The organism is Solwaraspora sp. WMMA2065 (assembly GCF_030345075.1).
GTDB lineage: Bacteria > Actinomycetota > Actinomycetes > Mycobacteriales > Micromonosporaceae > Micromonospora_E.
Map to the genome: position 1 here is coordinate 1781016 of NZ_CP128361.1, position 19227 is coordinate 1800242.

General features: G+C 72.5%; 13 protein-coding genes. 6 read left to right on the top strand and 7 right to left on the bottom strand.

The window, feature by feature from the left end; all coding sequences use genetic code 11:
• Positions 1 to 206 precede the first annotated feature (206 nt).
• The 5 genes from O7610_RS08260 to O7610_RS08280 are packed head-to-tail and all read left to right on the top strand — an operon-like array spanning position 207 to position 12061.
• Positions 207 to 1493, top strand: coding sequence for a DegT/DnrJ/EryC1/StrS family aminotransferase (locus O7610_RS08260; protein ID WP_289212971.1), 1287 nt, complete (start codon positions 207 to 209; stop codon positions 1491 to 1493).
• Between the two features lie 32 nt (positions 1494 to 1525).
• Positions 1526 to 1777, top strand: a complete 252-nt coding sequence (locus tag O7610_RS08265) for a tautomerase family protein (RefSeq protein WP_289212972.1) — start codon at positions 1526 to 1528, stop codon at positions 1775 to 1777.
• Positions 1774 to 8580 (top strand): non-ribosomal peptide synthetase, encoded by a 6807-nt coding sequence (locus O7610_RS08270; protein WP_289212973.1) that lies wholly within the window; start codon positions 1774 to 1776, stop codon positions 8578 to 8580. The genes O7610_RS08265 and O7610_RS08270 overlap by 4 nt, the downstream gene beginning before the upstream one ends.
• Positions 8577 to 10337 carry an ABC transporter ATP-binding protein gene (locus tag O7610_RS08275; protein ID WP_289212974.1) on the top strand — a complete coding sequence of 587 codons (1761 nt, stop codon included), beginning with the start codon at positions 8577 to 8579 and terminating at the stop codon, positions 10335 to 10337. Before O7610_RS08270 ends, O7610_RS08275 begins: the two co-directional genes overlap by 4 nt.
• Entirely contained in the window at positions 10334 to 12061 is a 1728-nt protein-coding gene (locus tag O7610_RS08280; RefSeq protein ID WP_289212975.1) for an ABC transporter ATP-binding protein, read from the top strand. Before O7610_RS08275 ends, O7610_RS08280 begins: the two co-directional genes overlap by 4 nt.
• A 149-nt stretch (positions 12062 to 12210) precedes the next feature.
• Here the strand turns inward: O7610_RS08280 and rpsN are convergent, their stop codons facing one another.
• The 3 genes from rpsN to rpmB are packed head-to-tail and all read right to left on the bottom strand — an operon-like array spanning position 12211 to position 12916.
• The gene (gene rpsN / locus O7610_RS08285) at positions 12211 to 12516 is read right to left on the bottom strand and encodes a 30S ribosomal protein S14 (protein WP_289212976.1); all 306 of its coding nucleotides are present in this window, start codon (positions 12514 to 12516) and stop codon (positions 12211 to 12213) included.
• Positions 12516 to 12683, bottom strand: coding sequence for a 50S ribosomal protein L33 (gene rpmG, locus O7610_RS08290; RefSeq protein WP_289212977.1), 168 nt, complete (start codon positions 12681 to 12683; stop codon positions 12516 to 12518). The genes rpsN and rpmG overlap by 1 nt, the downstream gene beginning before the upstream one ends.
• The gene (rpmB, locus tag O7610_RS08295) at positions 12683 to 12916 is read right to left on the bottom strand and encodes a 50S ribosomal protein L28 (RefSeq protein ID WP_289212978.1); all 234 of its coding nucleotides are present in this window, start codon (positions 12914 to 12916) and stop codon (positions 12683 to 12685) included. The genes rpmG and rpmB overlap by 1 nt, the downstream gene beginning before the upstream one ends.
• Before the next feature lie 44 nt (positions 12917 to 12960).
• Between rpmB and O7610_RS08300 the strand changes: the two genes are divergently transcribed.
• A complete protein-coding gene (locus O7610_RS08300; RefSeq protein ID WP_289212979.1) occupies positions 12961 to 14265 on the top strand; it encodes a CobW family GTP-binding protein in 1305 nt (434 codons plus the stop codon).
• 23 nt (positions 14266 to 14288) lie between these two features.
• Here O7610_RS08300 and O7610_RS08305 read toward each other — a convergent pair whose 3' ends face one another.
• Genes O7610_RS08305 through O7610_RS08320 form a run of 4 tightly spaced genes read right to left on the bottom strand, consistent with a single transcriptional unit; the run spans position 14289 to position 19172 of the window.
• Positions 14289 to 15800 carry an ABC transporter ATP-binding protein gene (locus O7610_RS08305; RefSeq protein WP_289212980.1) on the bottom strand — a complete coding sequence of 504 codons (1512 nt, stop codon included), beginning with the start codon at positions 15798 to 15800 and terminating at the stop codon, positions 14289 to 14291.
• On the bottom strand, positions 15797 to 16633 hold the full coding sequence (locus O7610_RS08310) for an ABC transporter permease (RefSeq protein ID WP_281555147.1): 837 nt from the start codon (positions 16631 to 16633) through the stop codon (positions 15797 to 15799). Before O7610_RS08310 ends, O7610_RS08305 begins: the two co-directional genes overlap by 4 nt.
• A complete protein-coding gene (locus O7610_RS08315; protein WP_289212981.1) occupies positions 16630 to 17592 on the bottom strand; it encodes an ABC transporter permease in 963 nt (320 codons plus the stop codon). The genes O7610_RS08310 and O7610_RS08315 overlap by 4 nt, the downstream gene beginning before the upstream one ends.
• Positions 17589 to 19172 (bottom strand): ABC transporter substrate-binding protein, encoded by a 1584-nt coding sequence (locus O7610_RS08320; RefSeq protein ID WP_289212982.1) that lies wholly within the window; start codon positions 19170 to 19172, stop codon positions 17589 to 17591. Before O7610_RS08320 ends, O7610_RS08315 begins: the two co-directional genes overlap by 4 nt.
• Positions 19173 to 19227 lie beyond the last annotated feature (55 nt).

Genomic DNA, 19227 nt, shown 5'->3' on the forward strand with positions numbered 1-19227 from the left:
GAAGTCGACCAGCACATCGGATGTCAACAAGGAGGAGTTGGAAGAGTCTTTCTGATCACACTCGGGAGCATTTTTCGGCGCGTCCGTCAATGCTCATTCCAGCCTGCCCATAAACAAATCAGATCAAGCTATCAACACTTTTGCACAGCCGACTCGGCATGCTAGTTTCCCGTCCACCCATCGCCATCGCAGGAGCTGCGGAACCAATGGACGATCAGGACTACCAGGTTTCCTTTCCGACGCGCGGCAGCGTGCTCGACGCCGCAGAACTCGCCGCGATCACCAAGCTGGTCGACTCCGGACAGACCCTGTCGGCCGGCGCATGTCGGACGGCCTTCGAACGACGGTTCGCCGCCCACGTAGGCACTCGACACGCGCTGTCGGTGACCAGCGGGACCGTGGCGCTCGAACTGGCGATCCACCTCGCCGACCTCCGCCCGGGAGACGAGGTGCTCACCACGCCGCAGACCTTCTCCGCGACGATCCACCCGCTGCTGGCGCACGACGTGCGGGTGCGTTTCTGCGACGTCGACCCGGTGTCACTCAACATCGACCCGGCTGCGGTGGAGGCGGCGGTGAACGACCGCACCGCGGCAGTGATCCTGGTCCACTACGGCGGGTATCCGGCCGACATGGGCCGCATCGTCGCAGCCGCCCACCGGTACGGTGCCGTGGTCATCGAAGACTGCGCCCACGCGATCGGTGCGACCTGGCACGGACGCCGCCCCGGGGCACTAGGTGACATCGGATGCTTCAGCTTCCACAACTCGAAGAACATCACCACCCTGGGCGAGGGCGGAATGCTCACTTTCGACCGCGACGAATGGGTCGAGCGAATCGACCGCATCCGGTCGAACCAGCCCGATGTCGAACTTGGTCCGGCCCGCTTCCCGGAACCGCCGCCCACTCCCCTGCTGCCCTGGATGCGATTCTCCGAGGAGGTCTACGGACGCGACTATGCACGCGTCAGAAGACCCGGTACGAACGCCACCATGTCCGAGGCCGCCGCTGCGGTGGGAATCGTGCAGCTCGACCGCATGGCGCGACTCGCCGCCCGCCGCCGCTACATCGCCGAACGACTCGACGAGTGCATCGGCCGCTACCCGCAGGTCCGGCTGCACCGACCGCCGCCGGGGATCGGTCACGCCTACCACCTGTACACCTTCTTCGTCGAGGCCGGCCGGGCGACGCGTGAGTACCTGGTCCGGGAACTGGACCGCCGCGGGGTGGAGGTCCAACTGCGCTACTTCCCACTGCATCTGACCCCCGAGTGGCGGGCCCGCGGCCACCGTCGAGGTGAGTCCCCGGTCGCCGAGCGGCTCTGGTTCGACGAGCAGATCAACCTGCCGTGCCATCCGGGAATCACCGATGCCCAGCTCGACTACCTGATCGAGGCGGTCACCGCAGCTCTCGACACGACGCCGTCGCCGGCCGGACCGCCACCCGCGGACATCGCCGTCCCGCTGCCCGACCACACCGTGACGTCGGCCTGAGTCCGGTAACCCGACACCGAAACGGAGATCTCATGCCCTTCATCGACGTCCGCATCTTCGAGGAACGGCTCACCCCGGCCGTGCAGGAAGCGCTCGTCACCCGGCTGTCCGACGCCGTCGGCGAGGTACTCGGCGAGGACGCGCGGGCGCAGACCTGGGTGGTACTGACGGCCGCACCCGCCGACCGCTGGGGCATCGGCGGCGTACCGGCACAGCCGCCGGCACCAGTGACCGACCAGGACAACGGCCGTCGGCCGACGGACAGCGAAGGCCAGGCGCGATGACCATCTCGTCCCCGCACACCGCCGACCAGGCAGCCGCCGACGGGAGCACCACTTCAGCGGGTGTGCCGCCGTCGGACGTCGACCCGGTGCGGGCGGCGGTCGCCGCGGCCCTCAACGTCGAGTACGCCGAGCTGACCGCCGACGCGGACCTGTTCACGCTCGGACTGGACTCGCTCACCCTGATCCGGCTGGTCTCCGGGTGGCGCCGGGCCGGACACCCGGTCACCTTCGAGCAGCTGGCCGAGGCACCGACGCTGGCCGACTGGGCAGCCGCGCTCGCCGCCGCCCCGGCCGGGGACCGTACCGACACCCCGACCGGCAGCCCCGGTGGGGGCACCGACGACGCCGATGGCGGGCCGGGCACGACACCGACCGACGACGTCACCGGACCGGTCGACCCAACGGCACCCCTCGAACTGGCGACCATGCAGTACGCGTACTGGATCGGCCGGCAGGACAACCAGCCGTACGGCGGGGTCGCCGCCCACTTCTACGTCGAGTTCGACGGCCACGGCGTCGACCCGCAGGCCCTGAACCGTGCGCTGGCCGCGCTGTCGGCCCGCCACGGGATGCTGCGCGCCCGCTTCGACGACACCGGGCGGCAACGGATCGTCGCCGAGGGTGGACCGGCGTTGACCGTGCACGACCTGCGGACGCAGGCACCGCAGGAGGTGGAGCGGCGGTTGGCCGAGCTGCGGCAGCGGTACACCCACCAGCGGATGGACGTCGAACACGGCGAGGTCCTCGCCGTCGCGGTGAGTCTGCTGCCCGACGGTGCCACCCGGCTGCACGTCGACCTCGACATGCTGGTCGCGGACGCGCTGAGCATGCGGATCCTGCTGAACGACCTGCGCCGGCTGTACCAGCAGCCGGCGGAACCGCTGCCGGCGGTCACCTCGAGCTTCCCCGACTACCTGGCCGCGCACCGGCGGGCGGCGGCGACCGATCGGGACCGGGCCTGCGACTGGTGGCGGGACCGCCTCAACGACCTGCCCGGCGGCCCGCAGCTACCACTGCGTCCGGACGCCGGCCGGCCGGGTGCCGCCGTGCGCAGCGAACGGCTGCACCACTGGCTCGACCCGCAACGCAAACAGACGCTGCTGGAGCGGGCGGCCCGACACCAGGTGACGCCGGCGGCCGCGCTGGCGACCGCCTTCGCCGAGGTGCTCGGAGCGTTCAGCAACGACCGCCGGTTCCTGCTCAACCTTCCACTGTTCGCCCGGGAGCCATTGGTGTCCGGGGTGGACCTACTGGTCGGTGACTTCTCCAGCTCGGTGCTGCTCGGCGTCGACACCGGCGGGGTGCTGCCGTTCACGGACCGGGCCCGCCGGGTGCAGTCGGATCTGCACGCCGCCGTCGACCACGGCGCGTACGCCGGGGTGGAGGTACTGCGTGACCTGTCCCGCCAGACGGGGCAGCCGGTGCTCGCCCCGGTCGTCTACACCAGCGCGTTGGGCCTCGGTGAGATCTACGACACGGCATTGCAGGACACCTTCGGTGCGCCGTCGTGGATCATCTCGCAGGGCCCGCAGGTGTGGCTCGACGCCCAGGTCACCGAGCTCGACGGCGGACTGCTGCTGAACTGGGACGTGCGGCTCGACGTCCTGGCCGACGGGGTGGCGACGGCGGCCTTCGCCGCGTACCGGGAGCTGGTGGAGTCGCTGGTCGGCACCGACGATGCCTGGCTGCGCCCGGTGGGGTCGATGCTGCCGGCCGGGCAGGCGGCGGTCCGTGAGACGGTCAACGCGACAGTGGTCGACCGGCCGGCGCGCTGTCTGCACGACGGCTTCCTGCGGCAGGCCGCCGAACAGCCACTTCAGCCCGCCATCATCGACGACGCACGCACGGTCAGCTACGCCGAGCTGGCCGACGCCGCCGCGCGCGTCCACACGCTCCTCGCCGGGCACGGGGTGCGCCCCGGTGACCCGGTCGGCGTCACCCTGCCCAAGGGGACCGATCAGATCGTGGCGGTGCTCGGTGTGCTCGCCGCCGGGGCCTGCTACGTGCCGGTCGGCATCGACCAGCCGGCACACCGTCGGGCCCGGGTGCACACCCTCGGCGGGGTGCGGGTGGTGCTCACCGACCGGGACCACCGCGAGCGGGTGTCGGCCGCCGGGGCCCGACCGGTGCTGGTCGGCGACGCGGCGACGCGGGCACCGTCGCCGCCCACGCCGGTCGATCCGCAGTCACTCGGGTACGTGCTGTTCACCTCCGGATCCACAGGGGATCCGAAGGGGGTGGAGGTGACCCACGCGGCGGCGATGAACACCGTCGACGCGCTGAACGCCCGGCTCGACCTCGGCCCCGACGACCGGGTGCTGACCCTGTCGGGGCTGGAGTTCGACCTGTCGGTGTACGACGTCTTCGGCCTGCTCACCGTCGGCGGCGCCCTGGTGGTCGTCGGTGAGGACCAGCGGCGCGACGCTGCCAGCTGGTGGCGGCTGGTGACCCGGCACCGGGTCAGCGTGTGGAACACCGTACCGGCGCTGCTCGACATGCTGCTGGTCGCCGCCACGGACCGGCCAGCGGCCGACTCGGCGGACCCCCAGCCGGCGACGGCGCTGCGGGCCGTCCTGCTCGGCGGCGACGTGATCGGGCCTGACCTGCCGGGCCGGCTGCGGACCGTCGCCCCGGCCTGCCGGTTCCTCGCCCTCGGCGGCATGACGGAGGCGGCGATCCACTCCACCGTCTTCGAGGTGCCGCCCACCAGCCCGCAGGAGATGTCGATGCCCTGGGGGGTGCCGCTGGACAACGTGGTCTGCCGGGTGGCCGACGCCGACGACCGGGACCGGCCCGACTGGGTGCCCGGTGAGCTGTGGGTCGGCGGCGCCAGCCTCGCCCGTGGCTACCGGGGCGACCCGCAGCGCACCGCCGACAGGTTCGTCACGTACGCCGGACGGCGCTGGTACCGCAGCGGTGACCTGGCCCGCTACCGGCCGGACGGCACCCTGGAATTCCTCGGCCGGGCCGACCACCAGGTCAAGATCCGGGGGCACCGAATCGAGCTCGGCGAGGTCGAGGCGGCGCTCGTCGCCCATCCGGCGATCGATCTGGCGGTCGCCGTGGTGACCGGCGAGGGTCCGGCCCGCCGGCTGGCCGCAGCCGTCACGATGTCGTCCGCCGGAACGGACGCCGGCCCGCCGGACGATCTGGACGGTTGGCTCGCCGACCGGCTGCCGGAGCACATGCGGTGTGACAGCGTCACGGTGTGGCCGCGACTGCCGTTGACCGGCAACGGCAAGGTGGACCGGTCCGCCGTACGGTCGGCGTTGACCGCCGACGCCGAGCTGCGGCGCGGCGGTGAGCGGCCGGCGCAGCCACCGCAGGGCGCGCTGGAGACGCTGGTCGCCGAGGTCTGGTCCGAACTGCTCGGCGTGGCCCGGGTGAGCCGGGACGATTCGTTCTTCGCCCTCGGTGGTGACTCGCTGCTCGCCACCGGCCTGCTGGTCCGGCTGCGCGGCAGCGGCGTGCGGGGGGCCCGGCTGGCCGCCCTGTTCGCCAACCCCCGGCTGGCGGACTTCGCCGCCGGTCTGACACTGGACGACGCCGCGTCCCGGCCCGGTACGCCGGCCGCCGACCCGAGCCAGATCGCCGAACCGGTGGTGGTCGCCGACCTGGCGCACCGGCACGAACCATTCCCGCCGACGGACGTGCAGCGCGCCTACTTCGTGGGCCGCGACCCCCGACTGCCGCTCGGCGGGGTCGGCACCTGGCAGTACATCGAGTTCGACGGGCTCGACGTCGACCTCGATCGGCTGCGACACGCCTGGCAACGGCTGGTCGACCGGCACGAGATGCTGCGGGCCGTGTTCGACGGCGACGGCAACCAGCGGATCCTGCCCGAGGTGCCGCCGGTCCGGATCGACCTGGTCGACCTGATCGACGCGGGCGACGCGGGCGACGCCGATCCGGCCACCGCGCTGGAGCAGCTCCGGACGATCCGGTCGCACCTGCTGACCGACCTGGCCCGCTGGCCGCTGTTCGACGTGGCGGCGGTGCGCTACCGCGAGGCCGGACAGGTCCGTACCAGGGTCGCGGTCGGACTCGACTACATCGTCTTCGACGCTCTGTCGATCATGACCCTCTACACCGAGCTCGACCTGCTCTATCGGCAGCCGGACGCCGACCTGCCGCCGATCGAGGTGTCGTTCCGCGACTACCTGCTGCAGGTCCGCCCGGATCCCGAGGTCGTCGAGCAGGACCAGCGGTACTGGACGCGACGCCTCGCCGGCCTTCCGCCCGCGCCGCAGTTGCCGACCACCCGCCACCCGGCCGAGGTGACCCGACCTCGGTTCACCCGCCGGCAGCACCACCTGGCACCGCAGGCGTGGGCGGCGGTCCGGGACCGGGCCCGCCGGCACGGGCTCACCCCGTCGACGGTGCTGCTCGCCGCGTACGCCGAGGTGCTCGGTGCCTGGAGCGGCCGGCGTGACCTGACCGTCACCCTGACGTTGTTCAACCGGCGCGACGCGCATCCGCACATCTACCGGGTACTCGGCGACTTCACCACCTTGTCGCTGGCCGACTACCGGCCGACCGTCGGCGGCACCTTCCTGGCCGACGCCACCGCGCTGCACCGGCGGATGGGTGAAGACCTGGACCACCGCGAGGTCAGCCCGTCCTGGCTGCTGCGGGAACTGGCCCGGGTCACCGGCAGCATGGAGGCGATGCCGGTCGTGTTCACCAGCGCGATCGGCGTCGGCGACGGGGTGTCCATGGACCGCTCGGAGCCGTTCCCGCAACCGGTCTGGGGCATCTCCCAGTCACCCCAGGTGTGTCTGGACAACCAGGTGCTGGAGTCGCACGACGGGTTGCTGGTGACCTGGGACAGCGTCGACGAGCTGTTCCTGCCCGGTGTACTGGACGCGATGTTCGAGGCCTACCTGGGCCTGCTCGACCATCTCGCTGGTGCCGACTGGGACACGCCGGTACCAGCGCTGCTGCCGACCGGGCAGCGGACGGTCCGGGAGCGGATCAACGCCACCGACGCGCCGATCCCCCGGCAGTCGCTGCACGGCCGCGCCTTCGCCGCCGCCCACTGCGCGCCGGAGCACCCGGCGCTCATCTGGCACGACAGCGGCGGCGGTCCGGCCACGATGACCTACACCGAGCTGGCCGAGCGGGCGCTGCGGATCGCCGGCGCGCTGGTCACCGCCGGGGTACGCCGTGGCGATCCGGTGGCGATCACTCTGCCGAAGGGCCCGGACCAGGTGGTGGCGGCCCTCGGCGTCCTCGCCGCCGGCGCGGTGTACGTACCGGTCGGGGTGGAGCAGCCCGCGCTGCGTCGCGAGCGGATCTACCGGGCCGCGGGCGTCACGGCGGTGATCACCGCCGACGACGCGGACACCGGCCCGGCTCCGGCGCTGTCGGTGGCGGTGGCGGCGGCGCTCGCGGCGACGCCGCTGGCCGCGCCGGTGCCGGTCGACCCGGACGATCCGGCGTACGTCATCTTCACCTCCGGGTCCACCGGCACCCCGAAGGGCGTCGAGGTCAGCCACGACGCGGCGGCGAACACCTGCACCGACATCAGCACCAGGTTCGGCGTCGGGCCGGACGACCGGGTACTCGCCCTGTCCGCGCTCGACTTCGATCTGTCGGTGTACGACATCTTCGGTGTCCTCGGTGCCGGTGGCACGCTGGTGCTGCCGGCCGAGGACGAGCGACGCGACGCCCGCCGCTGGCTCGCGCTGGTCGCCACGCACGGCGTGACACTGTGGAACACAGTACCGACGTTGTTGGAGATGCTGCTGGTGGCGGCCGAACCCGACGGGCTTCCGGCGAGCCTGCGGCTGGCGCTGGTGTCCGGCGACTGGGTCGGCCTGGACCTGCCCGGCCGGCTGACCGCCGCGACCGCCGGACGCGCCGGTGGGGCGTGCCGGCTGATCGCGCTCGGCGGTGCCACGGAGGCGTCGATCTGGTCAAACGCGTTCGAGGTGGCCGAGGTGCCCGACCACTGGCGGTCGGTGCCGTACGGGTTCCCGCTGGCCAACCAGGCGTACCGGGTGGTCGACGACGCGGGACGGGACCGGCCGGACTGGGTGTCCGGCGAATTGTGGATCGGCGGCCGTGGGGTGGCCCGTGGCTACCGGGGTGATCCCGCACGGACCACGGAGAAGTTCGTCACCGACCGGTCGGGCCGCTGGTACCGCACCGGCGACCTGGGTCGCTACTGGCCGGACGGCACCCTGGAGTTCCTGGGTCGCGTCGACCACCAGGTCAAGGTGGGCGGTCACCGGCTGGAGCTCGGCGAGATCGAGGCCGCCATGGAGGCACACCCGGACACCGGCCGGGCCGTCGTGGTGGTCACCGGCGGGCGTGCCGCCCGTCGGCTGCACGGGTTCGTCGAGGCCGGCGACGGATCGTCGGACATGACGGCCGCGCTGCGCCGCTTCCTCGGCGAACGGCTACCCCGGTACGCGATCCCGGCCCGGATCACCGTCGTCGACGCGCTGCCGCTGACCGGCAACGGCAAGGTGGACCGGTCCGCCCTCAGCGAGCTGGCGGCGGCGACCGAGGACGATCCGCAGGCACGGCCACCGTCCGGCGACACCGAGACGGCGGTCGCGCAGCTCTGGCAGGAGCTGCTGGGTGTGCCGGTGGCCGACCGGGAGGCGAACTTCTTCACGCTGGGTGGGGACAGTGTCAGCGCGCTGCGGATGCTCACCTCGATACGGCAGCGGTACGGCGTCGAGGTGCCGGTCCGACGGTTCCTGGCGGCGGCGACGGTGGCCGAGGTGGCAGCGGCCGTCGCGGCGGAGACCCACGACGCTAATGAAAACGAGTACGATTTCGGACTACTATGACCGACACCGACAGACCCCGACCGTTGGCAACGGTTCTCGGCCCGGTCCGCGCCCCCCTGGCCCTCGCGATGGTCCTACAGGCACTGGCCAGCGCCGCCGGCGTCGGCGTGCTCATCGCGATGGCGCGGGTCGGCGACCGGTTGCTGGGCCCCGCCCCGCCCGACACGGTGTGGCCGGTGGCCCTGGCCGGCGCGGGCGCGGCGGTGGCCGCCGTCCTGCTCGCCACGGCCGCCACCGTCGTCACCCACCTCGCCGACAGCCGGCTGCAGTTGCGGCTGCGGCGCGCCCTGGCCGACCGGCTCAGCCGGATGCCACTGACCTGGTTCACCCAGCAGGGCTCCGGCCGGGTGAAGAAGGTCGTGCACGACGACGTACAGACCATGCACTACCTGGTGGCGCACACCGTGCTCGACGTGACCGCCGTGGTCGTGACACCGCTGGTCGCGGTGGCCTACCTGACCGGCGTCGCCTGGTGGCTCGCCCTGGTCAGCCTGCTGCCGCTGGCCGCCGGGCTCGGCCTGTTCCGCCGGGCGATGGCCGGAGCGGGACCGAAGATGGCGGCATACGGTCAGGCCGCCCAAGAGATCAACAGCGCGGCGGTGGAGTTCGTCGACGGCATCGCCGTGCTGAAGACCTTCAGCCAGACCGGCGTCGCGCACCGACGGTTCCGGCAGGCCGCCGAGGCGTTCAGCGACTTCTTCGCCCGCTGGGCCGCCGGCACCACCGGGATCACCACCGCGTCACAGCTGGTGGTCACCGCACCGGTCGTCCTGCTGATCGTGCTCGGCATCGGCGTACCCGCCGCAGTCGTCGGGCAGCTCACGCCGTCGGCGCTGGTGGCGTTCGTGCTGCTGGCACCGGCGGTGGCCGCGCCGGCAGCCGGCATCGGCGGCCGAGTGCAGGCGCTGCGGACCGGCCTCGGTGCGGCGGCCGAGGTCGCCGCCCTCATCCGGCACCCCGACGACCGGGGCGGCGGCGGTACCGGCCGCCCGGACGGCACGTCGGTCCGGTTGACCGGGGTCAGCTTCTCCTACGACGGCACACGCCCAGTGCTCGACGGCGTCGATCTGGAACTCGCCCCGGGCACCGTCACCGCGCTGGTCGGGCCCTCCGGGGCCGGCAAGTCGACGGTGGCCCGGCTGATCGCCGGCTTCCACCGGCCGACCGCCGGCCAGGTCAGTGTCGGCGGGGTCGCCATCGAGGAGCTGGACCCGGCGGCGCTGCACCAGACCATCGGGTTCGTCCTGCAGGACGTGATCCTGCTGCGGGCCAGCGTCGCGGAGAACATCGCCCTGGCCCGCCCGGACGCCGGCCCCGACGAGATCGAAGCCGCCGCGCGGGCCGCGCAGATCCACGAACGGATCGTCGCCGAGCCGACCGGCTACGAGGCCGTCGTCGGCGTCGACGTCTCCTTCTCCGGCGGTGAGGCGCAACGAATCTCCATCGCCCGGGCGCTGCTCGCCGACCCGCCGGTGCTGGTACTCGACGAGGCGACCGCCTACGCCGACCCGCACGCCGAGTCCGCGATCCAGCGGGCGTTGTCCGCCCTGGCCGCCGGCCGCACCCTGCTGGTCATCGCGCACCGGCTGGCCAGCGTCCGCGCCGCCGACCAGATCGTCGTCCTCGACCAGGGACGGGTCGTCGAGCAGGGCACCCATCCCCAACTGCTCGCCCGTGACGGGCGGTACGCCCGGATGTGGCAGGCCCAGGAACCCCAGCGGCCGGCGACGGCCAGTATCGCCCAGGAGTCGGCATGATCCGCGACCTGTCCGCCGCACTCGGCCCTGCCCAGGCCGGACCGCTGCGGCGCCTGCTCGTCCTGCTGGTCGCGGCGGCCACCGCCCAGGGCGTCGCGTACGCCATGCTGGTGCCGCTGGTCCGAGGGGCGCTCGGCGAGCGGCCAGCGGCGGCGCTGCCCTGGCTGGCCGCTTTCGGCGTCGCGGTCGTCTGCTACGCGATGCTGACCTGGTCGGGGCAGTACCTCGGCTTCGCCACCGGACAGTCGGTGGCCCGGGTGCTGCACCAGCGGCTCGGCGAAAAGATCGCCCAACTACCGCTGGGCTGGTTCAGCCCGGCCCGCACCGGCGAGGTCAGTCGGCTGGCGAGCCAGAGCGTACTGCAGCTGATGAACGTGCCCGCGCACCTGATGCGGCCGATCGTGACCGCTGCGGTGACACCGTTGGTGGTGGTGCTGGCGCTGCTGGTCGTCGAGCCGCGACTCGGGATCGCCGTGGCCGTGGCCGCCCCGCTGCTGCTGCTCATCCTGCGATGGAGCAACCGGGCGGTGGCCCGTGCCGACGCCGACCGGCACCGGGTGATGGACGACGCGGCGGCCCGGATCGTCGAGTTCGCTCAGGCGCAGCCGCTGCTGCGGGCGTACGGGCGGACCGCCCGCGAGCACCGGCTGCTCGACGACGCCCTGCTGGCGCAGCGCCGCGTGGACCGGGCTCTGCTGGGCCGCGCCGTCGTCGGGCTGGTCTCCTTCGGATTCGCCGTCCGGGTCCTGCTCGGCACCGTACTGCTGCTCGGGGTGCACCTGGCGATCGGCGGCGCGCTCGACGCCGCGACGCTGACCGCCGTGCTGGTGTTGACGGTCCGCTTCACCGAGCCGCTGGCCACGGCCGCCGAACTCGGCGCGTCGCTGCGGATGGCGGCGGGGCACCTCGCCGGGGTGAACCGGGTGCTGGAGGCCGCGACGCTGCCCGAGCCGCGTCAGCCCCGGCGGCCGGACGGTGGCGAGGTCGTCTTCGACGACGTGCGGTTCGGCTACGACGGGCGGCCGGTGCTGCGCGGGGTGAGCTTCACGTTGCCGCAGCGGAGCATGACCGCGCTGGTCGGGCCGTCCGGCGCCGGCAAGACGACGGTGGCCCGCCTGCTGGCCCGGTTCTGGGACGTCGACAGCGGGGCGGTAAGCGTCGGCGGGGTCGACGTACGGGACATCACCCCGGCGGACCTGGCGTCGCGGGTGTCGTTCGTCTTCCAGGACGTGTACCTGTTCGACGGCACCCTCGCCGACAACGTCCGGCTCGGCCGACCGGAGGCCGACGACGACGAGGTACGCGAGGCCGTCGACCGGGCCGGTCTCGCCGACGTCGTCGCCGACCTGCCGGCCGGGCTGGACACCCCGGTCGGTGAGGGAGGTACGGCGTTGTCCGGCGGGCAGCGCCAGCGGGTGTCGATCGCCCGGGCGCTGCTCAAGGACGCGCCGATCGTCGTGCTCGACGAGGCGACCGCCTCCCTGGACGCCGAGGCCGACGCGGCGGTGCAGACCGCGGTGGCCGCGCTGGCCAGCCGGGCGACTCTGCTGGTCATCGCCCATCGGCTGCAGACCGTGCAGGCCGCGGACCAGATCCTGGTGCTGTCCGCCGGGCGGATCGTCGACCGGGGCACCCACGACGCACTCGTCGACCGGGACGGCCTGTACGCCTCGTTCTGGCGTGAGCGGGTCGAGACGCAGGGCTGGCGCCTCGTCGACCGTTAGGTTGACCGGTCCGCCAGGTGCGCCACCGGCAGCGCGACAACCAACAGCTCGACAAACCGGCGGCCGCCACGGGGGTGGCCGCCGGTTGTGGTGCCGGGTGTCACTCGTACCGGGCGGGCCGGTAACTTGTCCGGACAGTACCGGACGTTCTACCAGGACGCTTTGCGGATGCCGGGCAGTTCACCGCGGAGCGCCATCTCACGGAAGCGCACCCGTGACAGGCCGAACCGGCGCAGTACGCCACGGGGCCGACCGTCGATCGCGTCGCGGGTCCGGCGCCGGACCCTACTGGAGTCGCGGGGCAGTGCGGCGAGGTCGCGGACCGCATCGGCCCGTTGGTCGGGGTCCGTGCCGGGTGCCGAGATCAGTTTCTTGAGGGCGGCCCGCTGGTCGGCGTGGCGGGCGACCAGGGTCGCCCGCCGGTTCTCCCGCTCGACCAGGCTGCGGCGGGCCATCAGCGCTCCTCCCGGAACTCGACGTGTCGCCGGACAATCGGATCGTACTTGCGCAGCACCAGCCGGTCGGGGTCGTTGCGGCGGTTCTTGCGGGTGACGTAGGTGTACCCGGTGCCGGCGGTGCTGCGCAGCTTGATCACGGGCCGGATCTCGGTGCTACGAGCCATCAGATCTTCACTCCCCGGGCACGCAGGCGGGCGACGACGGCGTCAATGCCGTCGCGGTCGATGATCCGCAGGCCGGTGGTACTCACGTTGAGACGGATGGCTCGCCCGTCGGCGAGCCGGAACCGGCGGCGCTGAACGTTGGGGTTCCACCGACGACGGGTGCGGCGGTGGGAGTGGGACACCGCGTTGCCGAAGCTCGGCCTGGCACCGGTGACATCACAGATGTTCGACATGGCGACCACTTTACAACGACATTCATTTCCAACAAGATGGCGGGGTGAGTACCAACCCCACCGCCACCGCTTCCGCACCGGACCTCGACCAGCGTCCCGCCGTCACAGTCCTCACCAGTTTCTCCGAGGCGGCCGCCGCCGTCGTCGCGCGGCAGCTGCTGAGCGCCGACAAGCGACTGCTCGTGGTCTGCCACGACATCAGCGCGATTCGTTCCGGGCGGGTGCGCCGCACCGTACGCGGCGCCGAGGGGCTGATCGAGGACACCGCCGTGGAACTCGTACACGGCTGTGTGTCGTGCACGCTGCGCGAGGACATCCTGCCGACCCTGACCCGGCTGGCCGGCCAGCATCCGGCACACGGGATCGTGCTGGTGCTGCCCACCGTGGTCGAACCTGAGGCGGTCGCGGCCGCGTGCGCGCACTGCCTGGTCGACGGAGCGCCGGTGACCGACGTGGTGCGGTTCGACTCGTACGTCACGGTAGTCGACGCCGCGTCCCTGCTCGACGATCTGACCAGCACCGATGACCTGCGTGACCGGCAGTTGCACGCCGCTGACGACGACCACCGGGCCGTCGCCGAGGTGGTGGTCCGCCAAATCGAGTACGCCGACACGGTGGTCTCGTGGGAACGCTCCGGTGACCCCTTCGAGCAGGCGCGGCTGTCCGCTCTGCTTTACCGGCTCGCGCCCTGGGCCCGGCACCTAGAGATCGGCGCCAAGCACGACACGGGGCCACAAGACACCGGACAGCACGGCGATCTGGCGGCCGCGTTGCTGCGCACCGGCCGGCACGACCCGGCCGCGCCAGGCCCGCTCGGTCGCGCCCTGGAAGGCTTCCCGATCGCCGTGCACGCTCCCGACAGCGACTGCGGCGTGGTGTCGCTGCTGTTCGAGACCCGCCGCCCGTTCCACCCCCAGCGGCTGCACGACGCGTTGGAGGACCTCACCGAGGATCTGCTCCGGGGGCGGGGGCAGTTGTGGATCGCCAGCCAGCCCGACGCCGTGGTGGGCTTCGAGTTCGCCGGTGGCGGCGTCGCGATGGGCAGCCTCGGCTACTGGCTGGCGGCACTGCCGGCGGACCGGTGGGGCGAGGCCAGCGACTACCGTCGCATCGCCGCCGACCTGAGCTGGGATCCCTACTACGGTGACCGCCGCACGGCGCTGGCGTTCGTCGGCCTGCGAGTCGACGCGACGGCGCTCACCGACCTGTTGACCGCGTGCCTGCTCACCGACGACGAGATCGCCGACGGGTTCGACCGCTGGCGCGACCTGCCGGACCCGTTCGCCGGCTGCTTTCCGCTCGACGACGACACCGCACCGGCGCACTCCACGCCGGCCGAACCGTCATGAGTTCAGGCCCGGCCGATTCCTCGTCACCGGCCGCCCGCCGCATCGAGCAGGGCCCGGGTGACCTCATGCCGCGGTGAGCTGAGCACCGCCAGGGTCGGGCCGGACTCCACCGCCGTGCCGGCGTCGAGCACGACGACCGCGTCGGACCACCCGGCCACGGCGGCCAGGTCATGGGTGATCAGCACTACCGCGAGCCCCAGGTCACGACGCAGCTCGGCGAGCAGCCCCAGCACCGTACCGGCCGTCGCGACGTCGAGCGCGGACGTCACCTCGTCGCAGATCAGCACGCGGGGCCGGCAGGCCAGCGCCCGCGCGAGGTTGACCCGTTGACGCTCCCCACCGGACAGTGTGCCCGGTCGCCGATCGGCGACGCCGGCCGGCAGATGCACCCGGTTCAGCAACTCGCCCGCCGCCGCAAGGGCCGCTCGCGGGTCGAGGCCACGCAACTGCCGCAGCGGACGCAGCAGGGCGTGGCCGACGGTCTCCCGGGGGTTCAGCGCGCCCGCGCTGTCCTGGGCCACCAGCTGCAGGTCACGTCGCTGGGCGGGACTGCGTCGCCGGGTGGTCTCCGGCAGTGGCGCACCGTCGAGCAGGACGGCTCCGTCATAGGGATGCAGCCCGACCAGGCATCGCGCGAGCGTCGACTTGCCGGCACCCGAGGGGCCGACGACAGCGAGGCAACCCCCAGCAGCGACGTCGAGATCCACCCGGGCGAGCGCCGTACGCCGGCCGTGCCGGGTGCCCAACCCCCGGACCGCGAGCACCGGGTCGGCCGACCCGGTGGCGGGGCCGGGCCCGGCCGGTGCCGGCGCGGCCAGGACCCGGTCGGGCGGTCCGGTGACCGCCGGGCGACCCCCGTCCAGGACGACCACCTCGTCGCTGACCGCCCGGACCAGGTCCGGGTCATGGCTGATCAGCAAGGTGGCCCGGTGCCCGGTCAACGATCTGATCAGCTCCTGTACACCACGGGCCAGCACCGGGTCGAGGCCGGCGGTCGGCTCGTCGAGGACAAGCAGGTCCGGGTCGGCCGCGAGGGCGATGGCGAACGCGACACGCTGCGCCTGACCGCCGGAGATCTGATGCGGGTACCGGCGCAGGAAGTCCCGGTCGGCGGGCAGCCGTACGGCTTCCAGCAGGTGCGCCACCGTCGCACCACCCTGGGTCTCGCCGCGCCGTGCGGCGTCGGCGACGGCCTCGCCGAGCTGGCTGGCGAGCCGGCGGGACGGATTCAACGTGGCGGCGGCGTCCTGTGGCAGGTAGGCGACATGTCGATGGCGGACCGCCGCGGCACCGGCCGAGGTGAACGGATCGTATCGGGCGACCCGGACGGCGCCGGCCCGCAGCGCCAGTCCGGGCCGGACGTGTCCCAGCAGCGTCAGCGCCGTCGTGCTCTTGCCGGATCCGGAACGTCCCATCATCGCCACCACCTGGCCGGCCGCTATCCGTAGCCGCACCCCGTCCACGATGGGCGGCCCACCCGCAGCCGGGCCGACGACGAGGCCGTCGATCGTCGCGAGCTGCCGATCGGCGCTCACCGGTCCGCCCACCGGGCGGCGAGGTCGTCGGCGAGCAGGTTCACCGACACGGTGAAGAGCACCAGCAGCAGCGCCGGAAGCAGCACCGGCCAGACCGTCAGGTTGATCCCGGCCGCGTTCTCACTGACCATCCGGCCCCAGTTCGGGGTGGGCGGACCCGCGCCGAGGCCCAGGAAACCGGCGGTGGCGGTAAGGTGCACGGCGGCAGAGAACCGGATGCCGGCCTCGGCGAGCATGGTGCCGACGATGTTCGGGACGAGGTCGTACCGGATGATCCGCCACCGGCTGTCCCCCCGCGCCCGCGCGGTGTCGACGAACCCACGCACCGCGACCTGCCAGGTCGCCGCACGCAGGACCCGCACCGAGAACGGCAGGCTGACCAGCGCCACCCCGACGAGGACCGCGCTGTCGCTGCCCGGAAAGCCGGCCGCCAGCACCAGCAGCACCAGCAGCCCGGGCACGACCGCGACGACGTCCACCACCCGGACGACCAGTTCGCCGGTCCGTCGGTCGATCAGTCCGGCGAACACGCCGAGCAGCGCCCCGCACAGGCTGGCGAGAGCGGTCGCGCCAATAGCGAGGAGTACCACGGCACGACCGCCGTGCAGCAGGCGACTCAGCACGTCGCGACCGACCGCGTCGGTGCCGGCCGGGTACGCCCCGGTAGGGGCCTCGAAGGGCAGTCCCACCGGTGCTGTCGGTGACCTGCTGCCCAGCAGTGGGCCGGCCAGCGCGACGAGCACGACGCCGACGGCTGCGAAGCCGGCGAGCAGCAGGGTCACCCGGGAGTGGGCGACCCGCCCGACCGCCATCGCCGGCGCGGTATTGGTCATGACCGCCCCCGTGACGCGGGATTCAGCGCGAGTTGGGCGAGGTCACCGAGCAGCAGCAGGACCAGCGCGGTGGCGCAGGTCGCCAGGGCCAGCCCCTGCACCATCGGCACGTCCCGGTTGGCCACCGCCTGCTGAAGCTCGTAGCCGATCCCTGGGTAGTTGAACAAGGTCTCGACGACCACCGCGCCACCGATCAGACCGGCGAACATGACCGCGGTCACCTGTACGGCGGGTGCCACTGCGTTCGGCAGCACGTGTCGCACGGCGAGCCGGAAACCGGTCACCCCCCGCAGCCGGGCCGCTTCGATGTACGGTGCCGAAGCAATCTCCGCGACCGAGGCCCGCAGCAGCCGTGCGGCGGCGGCGAGCGCCGCGACCGCCAGCGCCGCGACCGGAAGCACCAGGATTCGGGGCTCGTCCCACGGCCGACCGCCGAGCGGCACCAGGGAAACCTCGGGTAGCAGACCGAGGCCGGCGGCGAACACCGCCACCAGCAACGCCGCGACGAGGAACTCGGGGACACCGACCGCGACCAGGGTCGCGGTGCTGAGCAGCCGGTCCGTACGCCGGCCGGCCCGCATACCGGCGACCAGGCCGACCGCGACGGCCAGCGGCACCGCGAGCGCCATCGCCAGGGTGGTCAGCAACAGGCTGTTCGGCAGCCGGTCAACCAGCACCTCGGTCACCTCGCGGCGGCCGACGTACCCGGTGCCCAGGTCGCCGCGCAGGGCGGCAGTCGCCCAATCGACGTACCGCTGCACCGGATCCACGTCGAGGCCGAGCTCCCGGCGGAGCTCTTCCCGATCGGTCGTGGTCGCGTCGGCACCGGCGACGACGCCGACCGCGTCGCCCGGCAGCACCTCGGTCACGGTGAAGATCAGCACCGACAGTACGGCGAGGACCAGCACCGCGGCGGCGGTACGCCGGGCGACCAGCGCGGCGACCCGGAGCAGACTCACGCCAGGTATGCCTGCTCGAAGCTGCTGAACGGTTCGTCGCGCACGCCGTACACGGCGGTGGTGTGCCCGTTGATCGACGGCGCGAAGACCGGGATCACCTGGTTGCCTTCCTCCCAGATCACCCGCTGCGCCTGTACCGCCGCTTCCCGCCGCTGGTCGGCGTCGACCGCCCCACGGGCCTGCGCGACGAGCTCGTCGATGTCCGGCCGATTGAAACCGAAAGTGGACGGCGAGCCGGCGGTTCGGGTCGCCGCGTAGCTGGACAGCGGCGGCACCGGCGGGGTGTAGCTGGCCGCGAACGGCAACTGGGTGTACGCGGCGAAGTCGGAGAACAGTTGTCCCGGCGGGCGCTGGTCGAGGGTGGCGTCGATGCCGACCGCCTTGAGGTTCTCGACCACCACCGTCGCGGTCTCGGCCATCCCGGCCACCTCGGGCGCGGTGGTGACGGCGACCTTGACCGTACCGACCCCGGCCTCGGAGAGCAGCGCCTTCGCCCGGTCGGGGTCGTACGGCCGCTGTTCGATCTCTTCGGCGTAGTCGGTGAAGCCGAGGGAGGGCAGGTCGTTGCCGACGAAAGCACGACCGAAGAAGACGTTACGCACGATCGCTTCGCGGTCGATCGCGTACTTGACCGCCTGCCGGACCCGGACGTCGGCGAACGGGGTGAAGGACAGATTGAGCCCGAAGGACAGCGACGTCGCGTACGGCAGGTCGGAGACGGCCACCGCGAACCGTTCGTCCTCCCCCACCGTCCGGGCGGCAACCGGCCCGATGTCGCTGACGAAGTCGACCTGTCCGCCGGTCAGCGCGTTGACCCGGGCGGCGGCGTCCGGGATGGTCCGCAGTTCGAGCCCGTCCAGGTACGGCCCGCCGTCGAGGGCGAGGCCGTAGTAGTCGTCGTGCCGGGCGAAGGCGGCGCCCTGACCAGGCTCGAACTCGACCAGCTTGAACGGCCCGCAGGTCGGCATGTCCGGGGTGAACTCGGTGGTGCCGTCCTTGAAGACCAGGCTGCTCTGACAGAGCACGAGCCGGCCGTCGGCGATCGGACGCAGCGTCGGCAGCACGAGGGTCAGGTCGTCGTCAACGCTCGCGGCGGCCAGGTCGAAGTTCTGCGACGGCGGCTTGAGGAACGGCAGCGAACCGAGGGTGACCGGGGCGTTGAGCGAATAGAGCACGTCGCGGGCGGTCAGAGTGGTTCCGTCGGTGAAGGTGACTCCGGGGCGGACCTTCACGGTGTACGTGCTCAGATCGTCGCTGATGTCGATGCGCTCCAGCACGCCGTAGCGGACGCCGTGCTCCGCTGTCGGATCGAGCACCCCGAGTGCGCCGTGCATACTGCGGGCCCGGACGTAGTCCAGACCCGTCGGCCCGAAGAGGTAGTTGAGCGTTTCAGCCGCGCCGCCGCCAACGAACGCGGCCCGCAGGGTCCCACCGGACCTGGGTGCGGGTGTGCCGGACGCCGTTGCGGCGGGGGCAGTGTCGTCGTTGGAGCAGGCCGCGAGGATGGGCGCGCCTGCGACGGCGGCCAGGGACATCGCACCGGCCCGCAACAGCGTACGTCGTTCGAATCTATGCGCCAAGGGATGCTCCTCGGTATGGGGTCGAGCACAGTAGTCGCGGGGGACCCCCGCAGAC